Annotated in this window: 15 protein-coding genes and 1 pseudogene; 10 read left to right on the top strand and 6 right to left on the bottom strand. The window is 64.3% G+C overall.

What is annotated here, in order from left to right; all coding sequences use genetic code 11:
- Nucleotides 1-82: 82 nt before the first annotated feature.
- On the top strand, nucleotides 83-223 hold the full coding sequence (locus OIU81_RS01400; RefSeq protein WP_443073889.1) for a hypothetical protein: 141 nt from the start codon (nucleotides 83-85) through the stop codon (nucleotides 221-223).
- On the opposite strand, the gene OIU81_RS01395 is transcribed toward OIU81_RS01400, so the two are convergent.
- Nucleotides 207-872 carry an HAD family hydrolase gene (locus tag OIU81_RS01395; RefSeq protein ID WP_329142252.1) on the bottom strand — a complete coding sequence of 222 codons (666 nt, stop codon included), beginning with the start codon at nucleotides 870-872 and terminating at the stop codon, nucleotides 207-209. The genes OIU81_RS01400 and OIU81_RS01395 overlap by 17 nt on opposite strands.
- A 240-nt stretch (nucleotides 873-1,112) precedes the next feature.
- On the opposite strand from OIU81_RS01395, the gene OIU81_RS42200 reads away from it, so the two are divergent.
- The 6 genes from OIU81_RS42200 (at nucleotide 1,113) to OIU81_RS01370 (ending at nucleotide 6,361) form a co-directional block, all read left to right on the top strand.
- A complete protein-coding gene (locus tag OIU81_RS42200) occupies nucleotides 1,113-1,880 on the top strand; it encodes a GP88 family protein (protein ID WP_443073888.1) in 768 nt (255 codons plus the stop codon).
- The gene (locus OIU81_RS01390; RefSeq protein WP_329142250.1) at nucleotides 1,870-3,006 is read left to right on the top strand and encodes a hypothetical protein; all 1,137 of its coding nucleotides are present in this window, start codon (nucleotides 1,870-1,872) and stop codon (nucleotides 3,004-3,006) included. The genes OIU81_RS42200 and OIU81_RS01390 overlap by 11 nt, the downstream gene beginning before the upstream one ends.
- Nucleotides 3,003-3,905 carry a thymidylate synthase gene (locus OIU81_RS01385; RefSeq protein ID WP_329142248.1) on the top strand — a complete coding sequence of 301 codons (903 nt, stop codon included), beginning with the start codon at nucleotides 3,003-3,005 and terminating at the stop codon, nucleotides 3,903-3,905. The genes OIU81_RS01390 and OIU81_RS01385 overlap by 4 nt, the downstream gene beginning before the upstream one ends.
- Nucleotides 3,899-4,663 carry a hypothetical protein gene (locus tag OIU81_RS01380; protein ID WP_329142246.1) on the top strand — a complete coding sequence of 255 codons (765 nt, stop codon included), beginning with the start codon at nucleotides 3,899-3,901 and terminating at the stop codon, nucleotides 4,661-4,663. The genes OIU81_RS01385 and OIU81_RS01380 overlap by 7 nt, the downstream gene beginning before the upstream one ends.
- A 61-nt stretch (nucleotides 4,664-4,724) precedes the next feature.
- Nucleotides 4,725-5,087: a hypothetical protein gene (locus OIU81_RS01375; RefSeq protein ID WP_329142244.1), complete on the top strand. Its 363-nt coding sequence runs from the start codon at nucleotides 4,725-4,727 to the stop codon at nucleotides 5,085-5,087.
- Nucleotides 5,084-6,361 (top strand): MFS transporter, encoded by a 1,278-nt coding sequence (locus OIU81_RS01370; RefSeq protein WP_329142242.1) that lies wholly within the window; start codon nucleotides 5,084-5,086, stop codon nucleotides 6,359-6,361. The genes OIU81_RS01375 and OIU81_RS01370 overlap by 4 nt, the downstream gene beginning before the upstream one ends.
- A 90-nt stretch (nucleotides 6,362-6,451) precedes the next feature.
- Here the strand turns inward: OIU81_RS01370 and OIU81_RS01365 are convergent, their stop codons facing one another.
- Entirely contained in the window at nucleotides 6,452-6,961 is a 510-nt protein-coding gene (locus tag OIU81_RS01365) for an 8-oxo-dGTP diphosphatase (RefSeq protein WP_329142240.1), read from the bottom strand.
- 39 nt (nucleotides 6,962-7,000) lie between these two features.
- On the opposite strand from OIU81_RS01365, the gene OIU81_RS01360 reads away from it, so the two are divergent.
- The 3 genes and pseudogenes from OIU81_RS01360 to OIU81_RS01350 all read left to right on the top strand — a co-directional run.
- Nucleotides 7,001-7,297 carry a hypothetical protein gene (locus tag OIU81_RS01360; RefSeq protein WP_329142239.1) on the top strand — a complete coding sequence of 99 codons (297 nt, stop codon included), beginning with the start codon at nucleotides 7,001-7,003 and terminating at the stop codon, nucleotides 7,295-7,297.
- Nucleotides 7,294-7,983 (top strand): ABC transporter ATP-binding protein, encoded by a 690-nt coding sequence (locus tag OIU81_RS01355; protein ID WP_329142237.1) that lies wholly within the window; start codon nucleotides 7,294-7,296, stop codon nucleotides 7,981-7,983. The genes OIU81_RS01360 and OIU81_RS01355 overlap by 4 nt, the downstream gene beginning before the upstream one ends.
- Before the next feature lie 62 nt (nucleotides 7,984-8,045).
- Nucleotides 8,046-9,089, top strand: a pseudogene (locus OIU81_RS01350) (FtsX-like permease family protein); the annotation flags it as partial.
- A gap of 210 nt (nucleotides 9,090-9,299) precedes the next feature.
- On the opposite strand, the gene OIU81_RS01345 reads toward OIU81_RS01350, so the two are convergent.
- From OIU81_RS01345 to OIU81_RS01330, 4 genes are all read right to left on the bottom strand, one after another.
- Nucleotides 9,300-10,508 (bottom strand): IS701 family transposase, encoded by a 1,209-nt coding sequence (locus tag OIU81_RS01345; protein WP_329142235.1) that lies wholly within the window; start codon nucleotides 10,506-10,508, stop codon nucleotides 9,300-9,302.
- Between the two features lie 55 nt (nucleotides 10,509-10,563).
- Nucleotides 10,564-11,013, bottom strand: a complete 450-nt coding sequence (locus OIU81_RS01340) for a hypothetical protein (RefSeq protein WP_329142233.1) — start codon at nucleotides 11,011-11,013, stop codon at nucleotides 10,564-10,566.
- Nucleotides 11,014-11,110: 97 nt separating this feature from the next.
- Nucleotides 11,111-12,349, bottom strand: a complete 1,239-nt coding sequence (locus tag OIU81_RS01335) for a cytochrome P450 (protein ID WP_329142231.1) — start codon at nucleotides 12,347-12,349, stop codon at nucleotides 11,111-11,113.
- Entirely contained in the window at nucleotides 12,346-13,086 is a 741-nt protein-coding gene (locus OIU81_RS01330) for a TetR/AcrR family transcriptional regulator (RefSeq protein ID WP_329142229.1), read from the bottom strand. Before OIU81_RS01330 ends, OIU81_RS01335 begins: the two co-directional genes overlap by 4 nt.
- Nucleotides 13,087-13,291: the final 205 nt, after the last annotated feature.

Genomic DNA, 13,291 nt, shown 5'->3' with positions numbered 1-13,291 from the left:
TAAGGGGCCTGCCTCAGCGGCCCTCCGGAACGCCCCGCTCGACCTTCGGGAATGCATGAGGCCCGTGGTCCGGCTTGAGCCGGTGGACGATACGACCGCTGTCACCGCCGCCCAGCTGCGGGGTGTCGTCGAGCGGCTCAGCACCGCGGGCCAGCAGCAGACCGAAGACCCGGACATCGCGATCGTCAGCGATGCCGGCCGCGACGTCACCCGCCTGGCCTGAGTCCTGCCGCAAGCAGACTTGGCAGTCTGCGCATGTCATGAAAGACGACGGTATCGGGGCCTTCGAGACACTTCGCAGGGGTCAGTCCGCCGACGTAGCCAAAGGAACGCATCCCTGCTGCACGGGCGGCCTCCACCCCCGGCCGACTGTCCTCCACCACTACGCACGCCGCCGGATCAATGCCCATCTGCCGCGCCGCGTAGTGGAACAGGTCTGGGGCCGGTTTACCCCGGGAGACTTCGGTGGAGCTGTAGATGCGGCCTGCGAACCGTTCGTAGAGACCCGTGCGACCAAGGGTGTGACGCATCTTCTCGTGAGAACCACTTGAGGCAACACAGGTTGGAAGAGCGATGGCATCAAGTGCCTCTGTGACTCCTTCGATCGGAGCCAACCCGAGATCTACGGCCTCCCGATGCAGCTCGACGAACCGCTCCCACCAGGTCTTCGCAGTCTCCTCGCCGAGCCGAGCAGCTACTTGTTCGGTGATGAACTGACTGGAGCGACCGATGAACCGATCGATCACTTCGGCCTCGGTGAGCCGCCAGCCCAGCTCTGCCCCGAGGGCCATCTGGACACGCATGGCGATGCGTTCGCTGTCGACCAGCACTCCATCGCAGTCGAATATCACGAGCTCAATCGGCTTGGGCATCCCCGCAGGATAGAGGGGTCCTGCCCGGTCATACAAAGGTCTGACTCAGAGTCCGTACCAGACCGCCTGCAAGGCCCGCGGCCCTCTCTGCACTACACCTGCGGGCGCTACGGTGCAGAGGGAGATGCGTGTGCGAACCCCTCCCCGGAGTCCACACTCTGTGTTAACTTTTCTTGGCGCCATCAGAGGTATGAGTTCCAACGCACGCTCCTTGAAGTTGCAACGTCACTCGGGAGAAGCATGAAACGGGACATACCATCGGAACTGGAAATTCGGCGAAGAGCTCAGTACCTGGCACGCCAGAAGAGCTTACCCATCCTTGAGATCGTCACTCCATCCCTTGCGCCTGGCCTTGAGCAAGGAAACATTAAGACAGGTTTCTCGGGGAAGCATATAGGGCGCATCCTCGTATGGAACCTGCCCACCTTACGCACATGCCCGGGTGCGAGCGGTTGGTGTGCCAGTAACTGTTACAACGGGGACACAAGTGGCGAGATCGAATTCAACAGGCCCCTGTGGTATGCGAACGAACTCCACGCTCGTGACAACCCGCAAGCTCTCGGCAGGTTAATCCTGCAGCAGATAGCGGATGAGTCGAAAGGAGTATCTCCCTCAGTAGTGGCCACCAGAGTGCACTCATCTGGTGATTTCTTCAGCAGCGCCTACATCTCCATGTGGCGAGATATTAGCAGTGCAGTGCCTCAGCATCTGTTCTGGGCTTATACGAGATCTTGGGCAGTCCCTGAGTTACTACCGGCACTTGATGAGCTTCGAGAAGTGTCCAACTTCCAGCTCTTCGCCTCTGTCGATCACTCTATGCCTGAACCTCCTACAGGTTGGCGTGTGAGTCGCGTGAAGGACCCGCGGTCACCCAAAGCCGATCCAGTCACATCCTCAAGCGTAAGACAGATCGCTTGCCCTGAAGAGTACAGAGAAGGTATCAACTGCGCCAATTGTAGGTTCTGCCTGTTGCCGAGAATCGGGGATGTCACTTTCAATGTTCACTGAATCCAGCCCTCCCGCAATTTTCATCGGTGGCCCCAGCGATAGGGATCGGAAGAATCTCATAGAGAAGATAACCACACGCCCAAACTTCACTCGGATCAGCTCCCCCATGTTTAAATATGGGGGAGATTACCCGCGTGTGGCAGCTGACGTCGAGGCATTAGCAACCGCCGGGAAGGTCGCAGTGGTGGAAGCGCATCCCGACAGCTTCTCAAAACTAGCTGCGCACTCGGATAACGCATTCTGTGTTGCACTTCTCTCCGACGAGGGTAAGGGCGTCGGCAAATCGTCACCCGAGGGCAACACCGACTATGCGGACGTATCGCAGCTTACGGACAAGGCGCACTTGGTCCTCTATCGCTCCAACTGTGAGACCGTCGAAGAGATCGCTTATGCCGTATGCAAGGGATTCGAGGTACATCGGGCATCGAGTGCATACCCAGACTGTCGACGAATAGATCGCGAAAACCGCGTTGGCTATACAGCCATCGCGGAAGAGTTCATTGACGAGCTAAGACTTACTACGGCCGACTTCCACAATGCATCGGCCCCGTACCTCGGCAACATTTTGAAAGATATCCCTGAAAGCAGGCGGCTCATAGAGGTGGGGGCAGGGCGAGGGTGGCTTCGCGAGACTGTCGGGATGGGGAAAGCGGACTACTCGTGTCAGGAGACCAGCCCAGGGATGCTCGAATACCTTCCTAAAGGTACTATAGCGAACCCGATAAGGGCTCTCCCTATGAAGCATGGTACCTACGATTTCGTCGTAGGATCATTGGTCGACGGAATGGCATACCCTCTCGGTGTATTTTGCTTGTCGCAGCTCCTGGTGCGATCAGGCCAGATTGTGGTCTCGTGGCCATCTGCAGTGTGGTCCACTGGCCGTCGACGCACACAGAAGACGCACTTCATCTCCGCGAATGGAGATAAAGTTCAAGGGATTCACTCTTTCACACCCAACCAATCCCAAACAGAAGAGCTATTCCAGACGGCCGGCCTGAAGCTCACCGAATTCCTGCAATGCCCCCCGACGCCTCCCGTCGGGCGTTCATACAGCAATGACACGCTACTCGCCGATGGATCTCTCCCCGAGAGCCTCGTTTCCATAGCCGTGGGGGTTCGGTTATGAACACATTCGCGTCGTTTCACGAAGCCTTTCACTATCTCGTAGAACTCGTCTTCAAAGAGGGGAGTAAGGTCCCTGGCCCACAATCTCGAACCTCAATCGGTTCCGATTTCGGGGAGTCCAGAAAAGCGACATACGAAGTGATCTCTCCGACAGTGAAGATACTCGATCCGAGAAACCGCCTCCTCCCGGGCGGTTGCCGGCGGACGAACCTTGGATTCGCTTTTGCCAACTATCTGTGGGCCCTGACGCCAGGTGCTGAAGCGAGTCAGGTGATCTCCTACAATGAGCGAGGAAGGGATTTCACCGATGAAAAAGGAAGCCTCGTATGTGGTCTTTCGAAGAGGTTAATTGGCGATGGATCCCAGTCGCCATTGAAAGATTTGATTGACCTCATGAAGAGGGACATCAACACTCGTCGGGCATACATTGGATTCGTATACCCCTCTGATCTCCGTGACGAGCCGCGAGACTTCTCATGTTTTGGTTCCATGCAATTCCTGCATAGGCATGGGCGACTTGACTGCATTGCGTCCATGCGTTCTCAATCCATCCTCGGAGTGATGCCCTACGACATAGCGCTCCTCACTATGGTTCAAGAAACGGTCGCGAACGAGCTCGACCTCGACCTGGGGTCCTACTACCACCACTGCGGGTCACTGCACTACTATTCAAGCGAGGAAAGTCAAATCCGCAGCATCCTCAACTGCGAGGGTGTGATTGAGGCTATGTCCCCCATGCCGGCTCAGACACCGCTCAGCGAAGACAGTGTGCTGATTGCTGCAGAGAAGACCCTAAGGGAATCCGGACATATCGATGCGGATCGACTGGAACCATATTGGCTCAATATCTTTAAGTCGATGAAATCTTCACTGAAATCTGATAAAGGATTAGAGTGGTAGACGTAGCCATTATTGAGCGGGTTCAGGATCTCATGACCGCCCGTGAAGCAGGACTCCTCGGGGGCGAGGTAATGCCTGAAGATGCACTCCTTGGCGTGGTGCCCACTGCATCTCTCATGGACGTTTTGACACTGGGGATGTCGCTCAATTATCAAAGAAGTAGCTACGCCCTCTGGGAGGCAGTCGCCACGGCATTTCGAGATCCAGAATCTCGGTGGGTCTTCACTCCGGAGCTAGTTCTCGAAAGAGATTCCGGAGAGCTTGCTCGCCATCTCCTAAAGCATCGAATTGCGCTCCAGCCGAACCGTCACCCTATGATCTGGAGCCGTGTGGCTCAGGGGATTTTAAGATCGTCTAATAGTGGTGATGTCATGGGCCTTCTGATGGCTACAGAGATGGATATCGCACGACTTAAGAATGTCGTGCAGGTCATCAGAAAGAAGGAGTTCCCTTACCTATCCGGACCCAAGATCTTTAACTATTGGCTTTATGTGCTGGAGCAGTATACGGCGGTGGAGTGGAAATCTCGGGATCTCATCACGATTGCTCCCGATACACACGTCATTCAGGCGACGGTAAGACTCGGCCTGTGTGGGCGCGAGGTTCTTGAGGGGGCGGCAGGGCATCGTGCGGTGGTAGCCGAGGCGTGGGTGAATGCTCTCGCCGGTTCTTCCTTGGATCCAATTGATGTGCACACTCCGTTATGGCTGTGGAGTCGGGCAGGATTTCCGGATATCAAAAAACTCGGAGCAGGATAATAGTCAATTCCGTGACTCGGTTCCCTGCGCTGCCGTCGAACCTGATGGCGCCGCAGGACTCATGCCGGTCATGCTGCAACGAAAGAAGTCGATTCGCTTGTTGAGCCAAGGGGGAATCTTGGATATTCGTACTGCTCAAAAGCTGGCCTGGAAGAATAAAGTTACAAAGGGTTTCAATCTGGCCGATATTCCTCTTGAGTTCGGTCTGTTGAGCGCTGAAACAGGGGAAGCATTTACTGCGTGGCACCGTGGTCTTCCCGACTTCGGTGAAGAGCTCGCGGACGTCTTCTTACATCTCGCCGGTTTAGCCGAGATGAGTGGGATCGATCTCGACCAGGAAGTTGCGCGCAAGATCGATAAGAATCGACGACGTGTATACAGCCCTAACAAGGATGGGGTACAGATTCGGGTCGGCGAAGGATGACGCGATCATTGCCAGGTGCACGAGGTCTCGCAGCGCTCTTTCCTAGCACGCCAGCCCGAAGGCCTGTCCTGTTGATGGCCCTTGGGTCCTTCGCATTGGGCACTGACGCCTTTGTTATCAGCGGTGTCCTGCCTTCGCTCGGACAGGACCTTGGGGTATCAGTCGGCACTGCCGGCCTTCTCATAACCGTGTTCGCCGCTGTCTACGCCGTTGCCGCGCCCTTCGTTGCGGTCGGTGCCAGCCGATTAGACCGTCGGACGATCCTCCTGGTTGCTCTTTCTGGGTTCGTCATCGCCAACGTAGTCGCTGCCTTAGCTCCAAACTATTCAGTTCTGATGGCTGCACGAGTTATCGCTGCCCTAGCAACTGCGCTGTTCATGCCCGCAGCATCTGCCAGCGCCGCAGCCATTGTCGCTCCTGAGGAACGAGGGAGGGCTCTGACGGCCGTTCTCGGCGGGATCACCCTCGCGAGTGCCCTTGGTGTACCTGCGGGCACCATCATTGCCAGTGTTGCGAACTGGCGAGCCACATTCCTTTTCGTCGCCCTACTTAGCATGGTTGCCCTCCTTGGCCTCGCTCGCGCCCTCCCCTCGGTCCCGTCCGCAGGTGACGCCTCCATCGCTGATCGTGCACGCGCGACCGTCATCCATGGCGTACCTGCGATTCTGCTTGTCAGCATGCTGACTTTCTGTGGCATGTTCGCCCTGTACGCCTACCTGGCTTGGTTTTCCCGGGCCGTAGGAGACCTGAATGACGGAGCTATTGCTGGCGTCTACCTGACCTACGGGGTCTGCGGGATACTCTCCAATTTGATGACGGGCTTGCTGATCGACCGTTTTCCGCCAGAGCGAATTGCGTTGCTTTCCTCTGGACTGCTCGTCATCATCATGGGTCTCCTGACACTTCTAGCCTTCGTCGGATCCAAGAACGCTGCCACGGTCGTTACTCTGTTCGCCCTGATCGTGTTGTGGTCTCTGATCGGCTGGACCCTGAATCCCGCGCTGCAGAAATGTCTGATCAACGCGGGTGGGCAGCAAGCACAAGTTGTGCTCTCTCTGTCCGGATCAGCGGTGTACGCCGGGCAGGCCGTCGGTAGTTTGGCTGGCGGCCTTGCCCTCGTCCACGGCGCTGTTTCCCTGATGCTCACAGCATTAGGTTTTCAGGTGCTTACCGTCGTCATAGTGACCATCTGGACGACCCGCCGGCAGAGCGGGATCACAGCGCTGCCTGTCATCGAGGAGCCCCAGAAAGGCACCGAATCGGAGGTGTGCTGAGGTACGAACCAGCCGGTTGCTCTCATCCAGTGGACGGCGGCATTGAACATTGTTGGCAGGTACAGAAGGATCAGGTTTGGAGAGTCTGACTCACATCTCTGTGTCAATCCGTAGCGGCTCCGCTTCGACCCGCGCTTGGGCAACAGTCAGGCAGTTAGTTGCGAACACGAACTCCGCCTGCACACTTTGCCCTTCGAGGGTTTTTGCGATCCAGTACTTCGCGTCGTCCCACATCGCTTCAAGCGGAATCGAGTCCACTGGGTACCAGGACGGTGTGATCTCGTCACACTCCCGTGCGGTGCCGGCCGCCTTGTCGGTGGCGAACACCGCCACCTCCTGGTCATAGGCAGGGCGAGCGGGGAATCGGAAGACGAGTCTTGCCACCTGCCGTAGGTCTGACTCAGCCACAACCAGCGAGGACTCTTCCTCCAGCTCACGCACCGCCGCACGTGCCGGGGTCTCCCCGGCCTCCACGTGACCGCCGAGGCCCACGATGTTTCCGGCGCCGAAGCCTCGCTTCTTCCGCCCGAGCAGCACCTCCTGCCCGCCCTCGACGGTAGTCCGGGTCACCAGGCACAAACACATCGAAGTCAAAGTCATGTCTGCATCATTGCGCACTGCTCGTGGCCACGGTTCGAGATGCCTCAGAGGGTTGACGGCGTTGCCGGTGACCGGCTGCCCGCGACTTGCCACCGCACCCACGGCATCCGCTTCGCGCCCCGACGGGCCTGTCGGCGGGGCGGGGGCGGCCTCGATGCGGCCGGCGGGCCCGAGCGGAAGCGCTATGCCATCACCGAGGCGGGGGTCAGGCGCACGGGTGATTTGGCCGACCAGCTGATCTGCGACCACGCCCTGCTCCCTCTCGAAGGCGACCTGCGATGGCGGGAGTTGACGACGGCTCGGCCGGATCGACTCGTCCAGGCGGTGGCCGCGTGAATCCGCCCCTTGGTTCCCTGCTCTCCGCGCAGGACGTGCGCAAGGCGTACGGCCGGACCGTCGCCCTCGACGGCGCCGAGTTCTCCGTCCACCCCGGCGAGGTCGTCGCGGCGATGGGTCCTTCCGGTTCCGGGAAGTCGACGCTGTTGCACTGCCTGGCAGGGATAGTGGCACCCGACTCGGGCTCGATCGTCTACAACGGCCGCGAGATGGCCGGTATGAGCGACGCCGAGCGCAGTCTGCTCAGGCGGTCCGAGTTCGGGTTCGTGTTCCAGTTCGGGCAGCTGGTGTCGGAGCTGACCTGCGTCGAGAACGTGGCCCTTCCCCTGCGGCTCAACGGCATGTCCCGCAAGGAGGCCGAGCGGAACGCGCTCACCCGGATGGAGCGGCTGGAGGTCGACGCCCTCGCGAAGAAGCGTCCCGGTGAGATCTCCGGCGGTCAGGGCCAGCGCGTCGCCGTCGCCCGGGCCCTGGTCACCGATCCGCGCCTGCTGTTCGCCGACGAACCCACCGGCGCCCTCAACTCGCTCAACGGCGAGCGGGTGATGGAGCTGCTCACGGAGGCGGCCCGGTCGACGAACGCGGCGGTTGTGCTGGTGACGCACGAGGCGCGGGTGGCCGCGTACTCCGACCGTGAGGTCGTCGTACGGGACGGGAAGTCCCGGGACATGGAGCGCTCCGTATGACGACGCAAGAGCACCCGCCCGCCGGAGTGTCGAGGAGCCGGGGGACGGCCAGGGACCTGGCCATGGGCGTCCGGTTCGCTGTCAACGGCGGGCGTGAAGGGTGGATCCGGCTCCTGCTGACGGCCGTGGGTGTCGGGCTCGGCGTGGCGCTGCTGCTGCTCACCGCGGCCGTCCCGCACGCGCTGTCGGTACGGCACGAACGCGGGCAGGCGCGCCAGGACTACACCTACGGCCCGACGGACAAGCCCAAGGCGGACGACACCCTCGTCATCGCCGAGACCAACGACTGGTTCCGCGAGAAGGACATCCGCGGACGGCTGCTGGAGCCCGAGGGTCCGCGGGCACCGCTGCCGCCAGGGGTGGAAAGGTTCCCGGCGGCGGGCGAGATGCTCGTCTCGCCCGCGCTCCAGAGGCTGCTCGCCTCCGACAGCGGGAAGGCGCTGCGGAAGCGGCTGCCGTTCCGGATCGCCGGGACCATCGGAGAGAGCGGGCTCATCGGCTCGCATGAGCTCTCCTATTACGCGGGGGTGCGCCATCTCGCGCCCAGGTTCGACGGCTCGACGGTGGCCCGGATCGACCGGTTCGGAGAGCCTGATCCGACCCCCGCACGGATGGATCCGATCCTCGTCCTGCTCACCCTGGTCATGTTCCTCGTGCTGCTGATGCCGGTCGTCGTGTTCATCGCCACGGCCGTGCGGTTCGGGGGCGAGCGGCGCGACCGCAGGCTCGCCGCCCTCCGGCTCATCGGCTCCGACGGCGGCATGACCCGGCGGATCGCCGCGGGGGAGGCGCTCGCGGGCGCGCTGCTCGGGATGGTTCTCGGCACCGGCCTCTTCCTGATCGGCCGTCAGGTGGCGGGCGCCGTAGAGGTCCTCGGCGTCAGTGTGTTCCCCGGCGATCTCACTCCCTCGCCCGCCCTCGCCGTGCTCGTTGCGGTCGCGGTCCCGACGGCCGCGGTGCTGGTCACGCTGTTCGCGCTGCGCCAGGTGGTCATCGAGCCCCTCGGCGTGGTCCGCACGGCCACGCCCCGACGCCGCCGGCTGTGGTGGCGGCTGCTGCTGCCGGTGGGCGGCCTGGCGATGCTCTACCCGATGATGGGACAGGGCGACGACAAACGGGCCCCCACCGCTACCTTGCCGCCCTCACCCTCGCCGGCACGCTCATCCGGCTCGACCTGTGATCGACAAGACGCTCCCTAGTAGGGCTTTGTTAGGTGGTGTCGTAGGGCTGCCATGGGGTGGGTTGGTGGCAGGTGGGGCAGGTGCCGGTCCAGGTGGCCAGCAGGTGTTGGAAGAGGTCCAGGGCCTGGTAGAGGCTCAGGCCCTGGCAGGGACTTTTGGGCTCCTCCGTTGTTCGGTCAGGAACAGGTGGGCGGCGGTGACGAGGGTGACGTGTCGGTGCCAACCGGCGAAGGAGCGGCCTTCGAAGTGGTCCAGTCCCAGGGCGGTTTTCAGCTCTCGGTAGTCGTGCTCGATGCGCCACCGTAACTTCGCGATGCGGACAAGGTCGCGGGCGGGAATGTCGGCAGGCAGGTTCGAGATCCAGTACTGGACAGGCTCGTTTGCGTCCTCGGGCCACTGGGCGATCAGCCAGCTCAGCGGGATCGTGCCGTCCGCGGCAGGCTTTGGACGACGCCCGGCAAGACGCACCCGCACCAGCACGAAGTGCGAGCTCATCGCGGCTTTGGAACCCTTGCGCCAGGTCAGGGTCCGTCCCTGGTCTCGCCCAGCGGCCAGCACGTGCTCACGCAAGGACACCGGCCGGGTGCGGTAACGCGGCAGGGGCCTGGGCCCCAGTCCGCTGTATGCAGGCTGGTGGGGTTCGGCGGCCTCACCGTGGGCGGTCATCTCGGCCTTGGCCTGCAGGACGTAGGCCAGGCCGCGGTCTTCCAGGCCGCGGCGGAAGTCGGCGTTGGCGCCGTATCCGGTGTCCGCGACCAGCACGGCGGGCCTCAGGCCGCCTCCGGCGAGTTCGTCGAGCATCTCCAGGGCGAGCTGCCACTTGGGGCGGTGGTGTTCGTCGTCCGGGATGCGGCAGCGGTTCCTTCGGCCGTCCGCCTCGGGTGCATCCCAGCTCTCGGGCAGGAACAGCCGCCAGGACAGGGGGCATGAGGCGGTGTCGGAGGCGGCATGGACACTGACTCCGATCTGGCAGTTACCGACCTTGCCCAGCGTGCCGGAGTACTGCCGGGCCACACCGGGCGAGGAGGTGCCGTCCTTGGGAAAGCCGGTGTCGTCCACCACCCAGGCCTCAGGACGGACCACCCGCACGGCCCGCCATGCCAGCCGGGCTCGTACCGCATCGGAGGGCCAGGTGGAGGAGGTGATGAACTGCTGGAGCTGCTGGTGGTCCACCCCCAGACGGTCAGCCATCGGCTGCATCGACTTGCGTCGGCCCTCCAGCAGCAGCCCCCGCAGATACAAGGCGCCCTTCTCACGCTGATCCCGCCGCACCAACGGCGCGAACACCTCCCCGGCAAACTCCTCCAACCGGCCCCGACACGCAGCAATTTCCCCAGCCCTCATACAACCAGCGAACTACCACACACCCACCGTGACAAGACCACGTAACAAAGCCCTACTAGGGGACGGCGGCGGGAGCCCGCACCAGCAGGTGGCGGTGGAGGAGCGGTCCGAGGAGGGTGATGACGGTGGCCAGCCCGGCCGCGACGGCCAGGTCGGGGTGGGTCATCGAGTCCTCCAGCAGCCAACTGGCGCCGAGTGCGAGGGCGACCAGGGTGACCTTGGCGGTGGCCAGCCGGACGAGCGACAGCCGGAGCCGGCGCGCCGGGCGCCGGGCGGCCCGGCGGCTGCGCGCCAGATGCAGCAGCGGGGCGCCGACGAACAGGACGACCAGCAGCTTCACGGCGTGCTCCCACAGCGGTGCGCCGTGGTTCCAGGCCCAGATGCCGCCCATGACCAGTCCGGCGACGAGGTAGAGCCGGGCGATGTCCCAGGGCGACGCGGACAGGTCGGGCGGGCCGGCCGGGCCGGCCGAGCCGGGCAGAGGATGGCGCTCGGGCGTGGGCAAGGGGCCTCCGAGGGTCACTCAGGCGAGGGCGAGGGCGGCGGCGCGGGCGGTGGTGCTGGTGACACCGGATTCCCGCACGTCGGCCGGGAGATGCGGGTCAGCCGAGCGAGAGCGGAAGCCGGCTCAGCCCCCGCAGCGTGATGTGGTCCTTCCACTCCGGCTCGCCGGCCAGCCGCATCTGCGGGGCGCGGGCCAGCAGCGTCCGCAGGGCGATCTGCGTTTCGAGGCGGGCGAGCGGCGCGCCCAGACAGAAGTGGATGCCCTGGCCGAAGGCGAGGTGCCGCGGGGGCGTGCGGCCGATGTCCAGCTGCTCGGGACGTCCGTACGCCGCGGGGTCGCGGTTCGCCGCGCCGATCAGCAGCAGAAGCGTGGTGCCCGCCGGGACCGCGACCCCGGCGACCTCGGCATCCTTCAGGGCGTAGCGGACGGTGAGCTGGACCGGCGAGTCATAGCGGAGCAGTTCCTCGACCGCGTTGTCGGTCAGGTCCGGGTCGCTGCGCAGCCGCGCCAGCTGCTCGGGGTGGCGCAGCAGGGCGAGGGTGCCGTTGCCGATCAGGTTGACGGTGGTCTCGTGGCCGGCGATCAGCAGTAGCGTGCAGGTGGCCAGCAACTCGTTCTCGGTCAGGGCGTCGCCGTCGTCGTGCACGGTGACCAGCGCCGAGAGCAGGTCGTCGCCCGGTGCGCGGCGGCGCTCGACGACGAGTTCCCGCAGGTAGTCGGCGAACTCGCGGCGGGCCAGCGCTTCCTGTTCGGCGGCGCCGGGCGGTAGCAGGAAGTCGGGGACGAGGGCGCGGGCGACCGCATGCGACCAGGTCAGCATCCGGTGGCGGTCGGCCGCTGGGATGCCGAGCAGTTCGCTGATCACCGCCACCGGCAGGGGAGTGGCCAGGCCCTCGATGAGGTCGACCGGTTCCGGCGCGCGCTCCATGGCCGTGCACAGCTCATCGGTGAGCTCCTCGATCCGCGGCGCGAGGCGCTCCACCCGCCGGCGGGTGAAAGCCTGGGAGACCAGGGCCCGCATCCGTGAGTGGTCCGGCGGGTTCAGGCCCAGGAAGCCGCGTACGGGACGGCCCTCGTCATCGACGAGTACGTCGAGGGACGGGCGGTCCCGGGCGGCGAACCGGGGATCGTCGGCCTCCGGGTGCCCGAACCGTCCGTCGCGCAGGACCGCGGCACAGTCGTCGTACCGGGTGAGCACCATCAGCTGCTCGTCGAGCCGCGCGAGCGGTGTCCGCGTCCGCCAGCGGGAGTAGAGGGGATAGGGGTCGGCCTGGTGCAGCGGGTCGAGCAGGTCCTGCAGCGACGGCAGGGCGGCCGTGGCGTCGACGTGGGTCATCGGGTCTCCTCGGGCCGGTCGGCGGCCGCGGGGTCGTCCGCGGCCGCGGTGTCGTCCGTGGGGCCGGGCCCCGGGGCGCCGGCGGTGTCGCCGGCCGCGATCCCGGCGAACAGCCACTGCATCGCCTGGCCCAGCAGCTCGTCGGGCACGCTGGCGGGGTCGATCCGCCGCTGTCGCAGCAGCCCCTGGAAGAGCGCCATCGCGATGGTGGCCAGCGCGTCGGCGGGCACGGAGCCCCGCGCCCCGATGTGCCCCAGCGCCTTGCCCATGAGGTCTTCCAGCTCGGCCCGGGGGCCGCGCAGCTCCTCGGCCAGTGTCTCCAGCAGCGGGGGGTTGCGCACCGCGTAGAGCCAGAACTCGGCCTGGAGCGGGGCGAAGTCCGGGTCCTTGTCGGCGGCGTTCGCCAGCAGCCGGCCGAGCGCGGGACCCGGGTCGTCGCCGGTCTGGGCGTCGGCCACGATCTGTGTCGCCCGGGAGACCTGCTCGCTCGCGCGTTCCTTCAGCAGCTCCACGAACAGCCGGTCCTTGCTGCCGAAGTTCGAGTAGACCGCCCCGATGGAGAACCCCGCCGCCTCGGCGATCTCCTCCACGGAGGCGCCGGCGAAGCCCTTGCGCGCATACGTCCGCGCCGCCGCGTCGAGCAGCAGCCGCCGGGTGCGGGCCTTGGTCTCCGCTCTGGTCGGGCGGCGTCGGGGAGGGGGGTCGGCATCCGGGCTCATGCCTTCCACGGTAGACATAGCACTCACTATGTCAATAGCGAACGCTATGTGAAGGGTGGGTCACGGCAGGGCATGGCGAGCCGGCGGGTGCCGTCGGAGGCCGGGACGGCAACGGCCGGTGGCGCGCGCGGATCCGTCCGGCGCGGGCGGCCGGACACGGCAACGCCGCGGGCGACGCCGGAACGGCGTGCACCCGCGGCGCGATGCGGCGGAGCGGTACGGC

The organism is Streptomyces sp. NBC_01454 (assembly GCF_036227565.1).
In the GTDB taxonomy this organism is placed as follows: Bacteria; Actinomycetota; Actinomycetes; order Streptomycetales; family Streptomycetaceae; genus Streptomyces.
The sequence above is the reverse complement of the archived record's forward strand: the minus strand, read 5'-3'. Positions and strand labels throughout refer to the sequence as shown.

Bases quoted from the DNA above. Each gene is read 5' to 3' on its own strand.
- OIU81_RS01345 (WP_329142235.1), bottom strand. From the start codon at position 10,508: ATGAGGGCTGGGGAAATTGCTGCGTGTCGGGGCCGGTTGGAGGAGTTT.
- OIU81_RS01335 (WP_329142231.1), bottom strand. From the start codon at position 12,349: ATGACCCACGTCGACGCCACGGCCGCCCTGCCGTCGCTGCAGGACCTG.
- OIU81_RS42200 (WP_443073888.1), top strand. From the start codon at position 1,113: ATGAAACGGGACATACCATCGGAACTGGAAATTCGGCGAAGAGCTCAG.
- OIU81_RS01385 (WP_329142248.1), top strand. From the start codon at position 3,003: ATGAACACATTCGCGTCGTTTCACGAAGCCTTTCACTATCTCGTAGAA.
- OIU81_RS01360 (WP_329142239.1), top strand. From the start codon at position 7,001: ATGCCTCAGAGGGTTGACGGCGTTGCCGGTGACCGGCTGCCCGCGACT.
- OIU81_RS01395 (WP_329142252.1), bottom strand. From the start codon at position 872: ATGCCCAAGCCGATTGAGCTCGTGATATTCGACTGCGATGGAGTGCTG.
- OIU81_RS01365 (WP_329142240.1), bottom strand. From the start codon at position 6,961: ATGACTTTGACTTCGATGTGTTTGTGCCTGGTGACCCGGACTACCGTC.
- OIU81_RS01390 (WP_329142250.1), top strand. From the start codon at position 1,870: ATGTTCACTGAATCCAGCCCTCCCGCAATTTTCATCGGTGGCCCCAGC.
- OIU81_RS01370 (WP_329142242.1), top strand. From the start codon at position 5,084: ATGACGCGATCATTGCCAGGTGCACGAGGTCTCGCAGCGCTCTTTCCT.
- OIU81_RS01330 (WP_329142229.1), bottom strand. From the start codon at position 13,086: ATGTCTACCGTGGAAGGCATGAGCCCGGATGCCGACCCCCCTCCCCGA.
- OIU81_RS01375 (WP_329142244.1), top strand. From the start codon at position 4,725: ATGCCGGTCATGCTGCAACGAAAGAAGTCGATTCGCTTGTTGAGCCAA.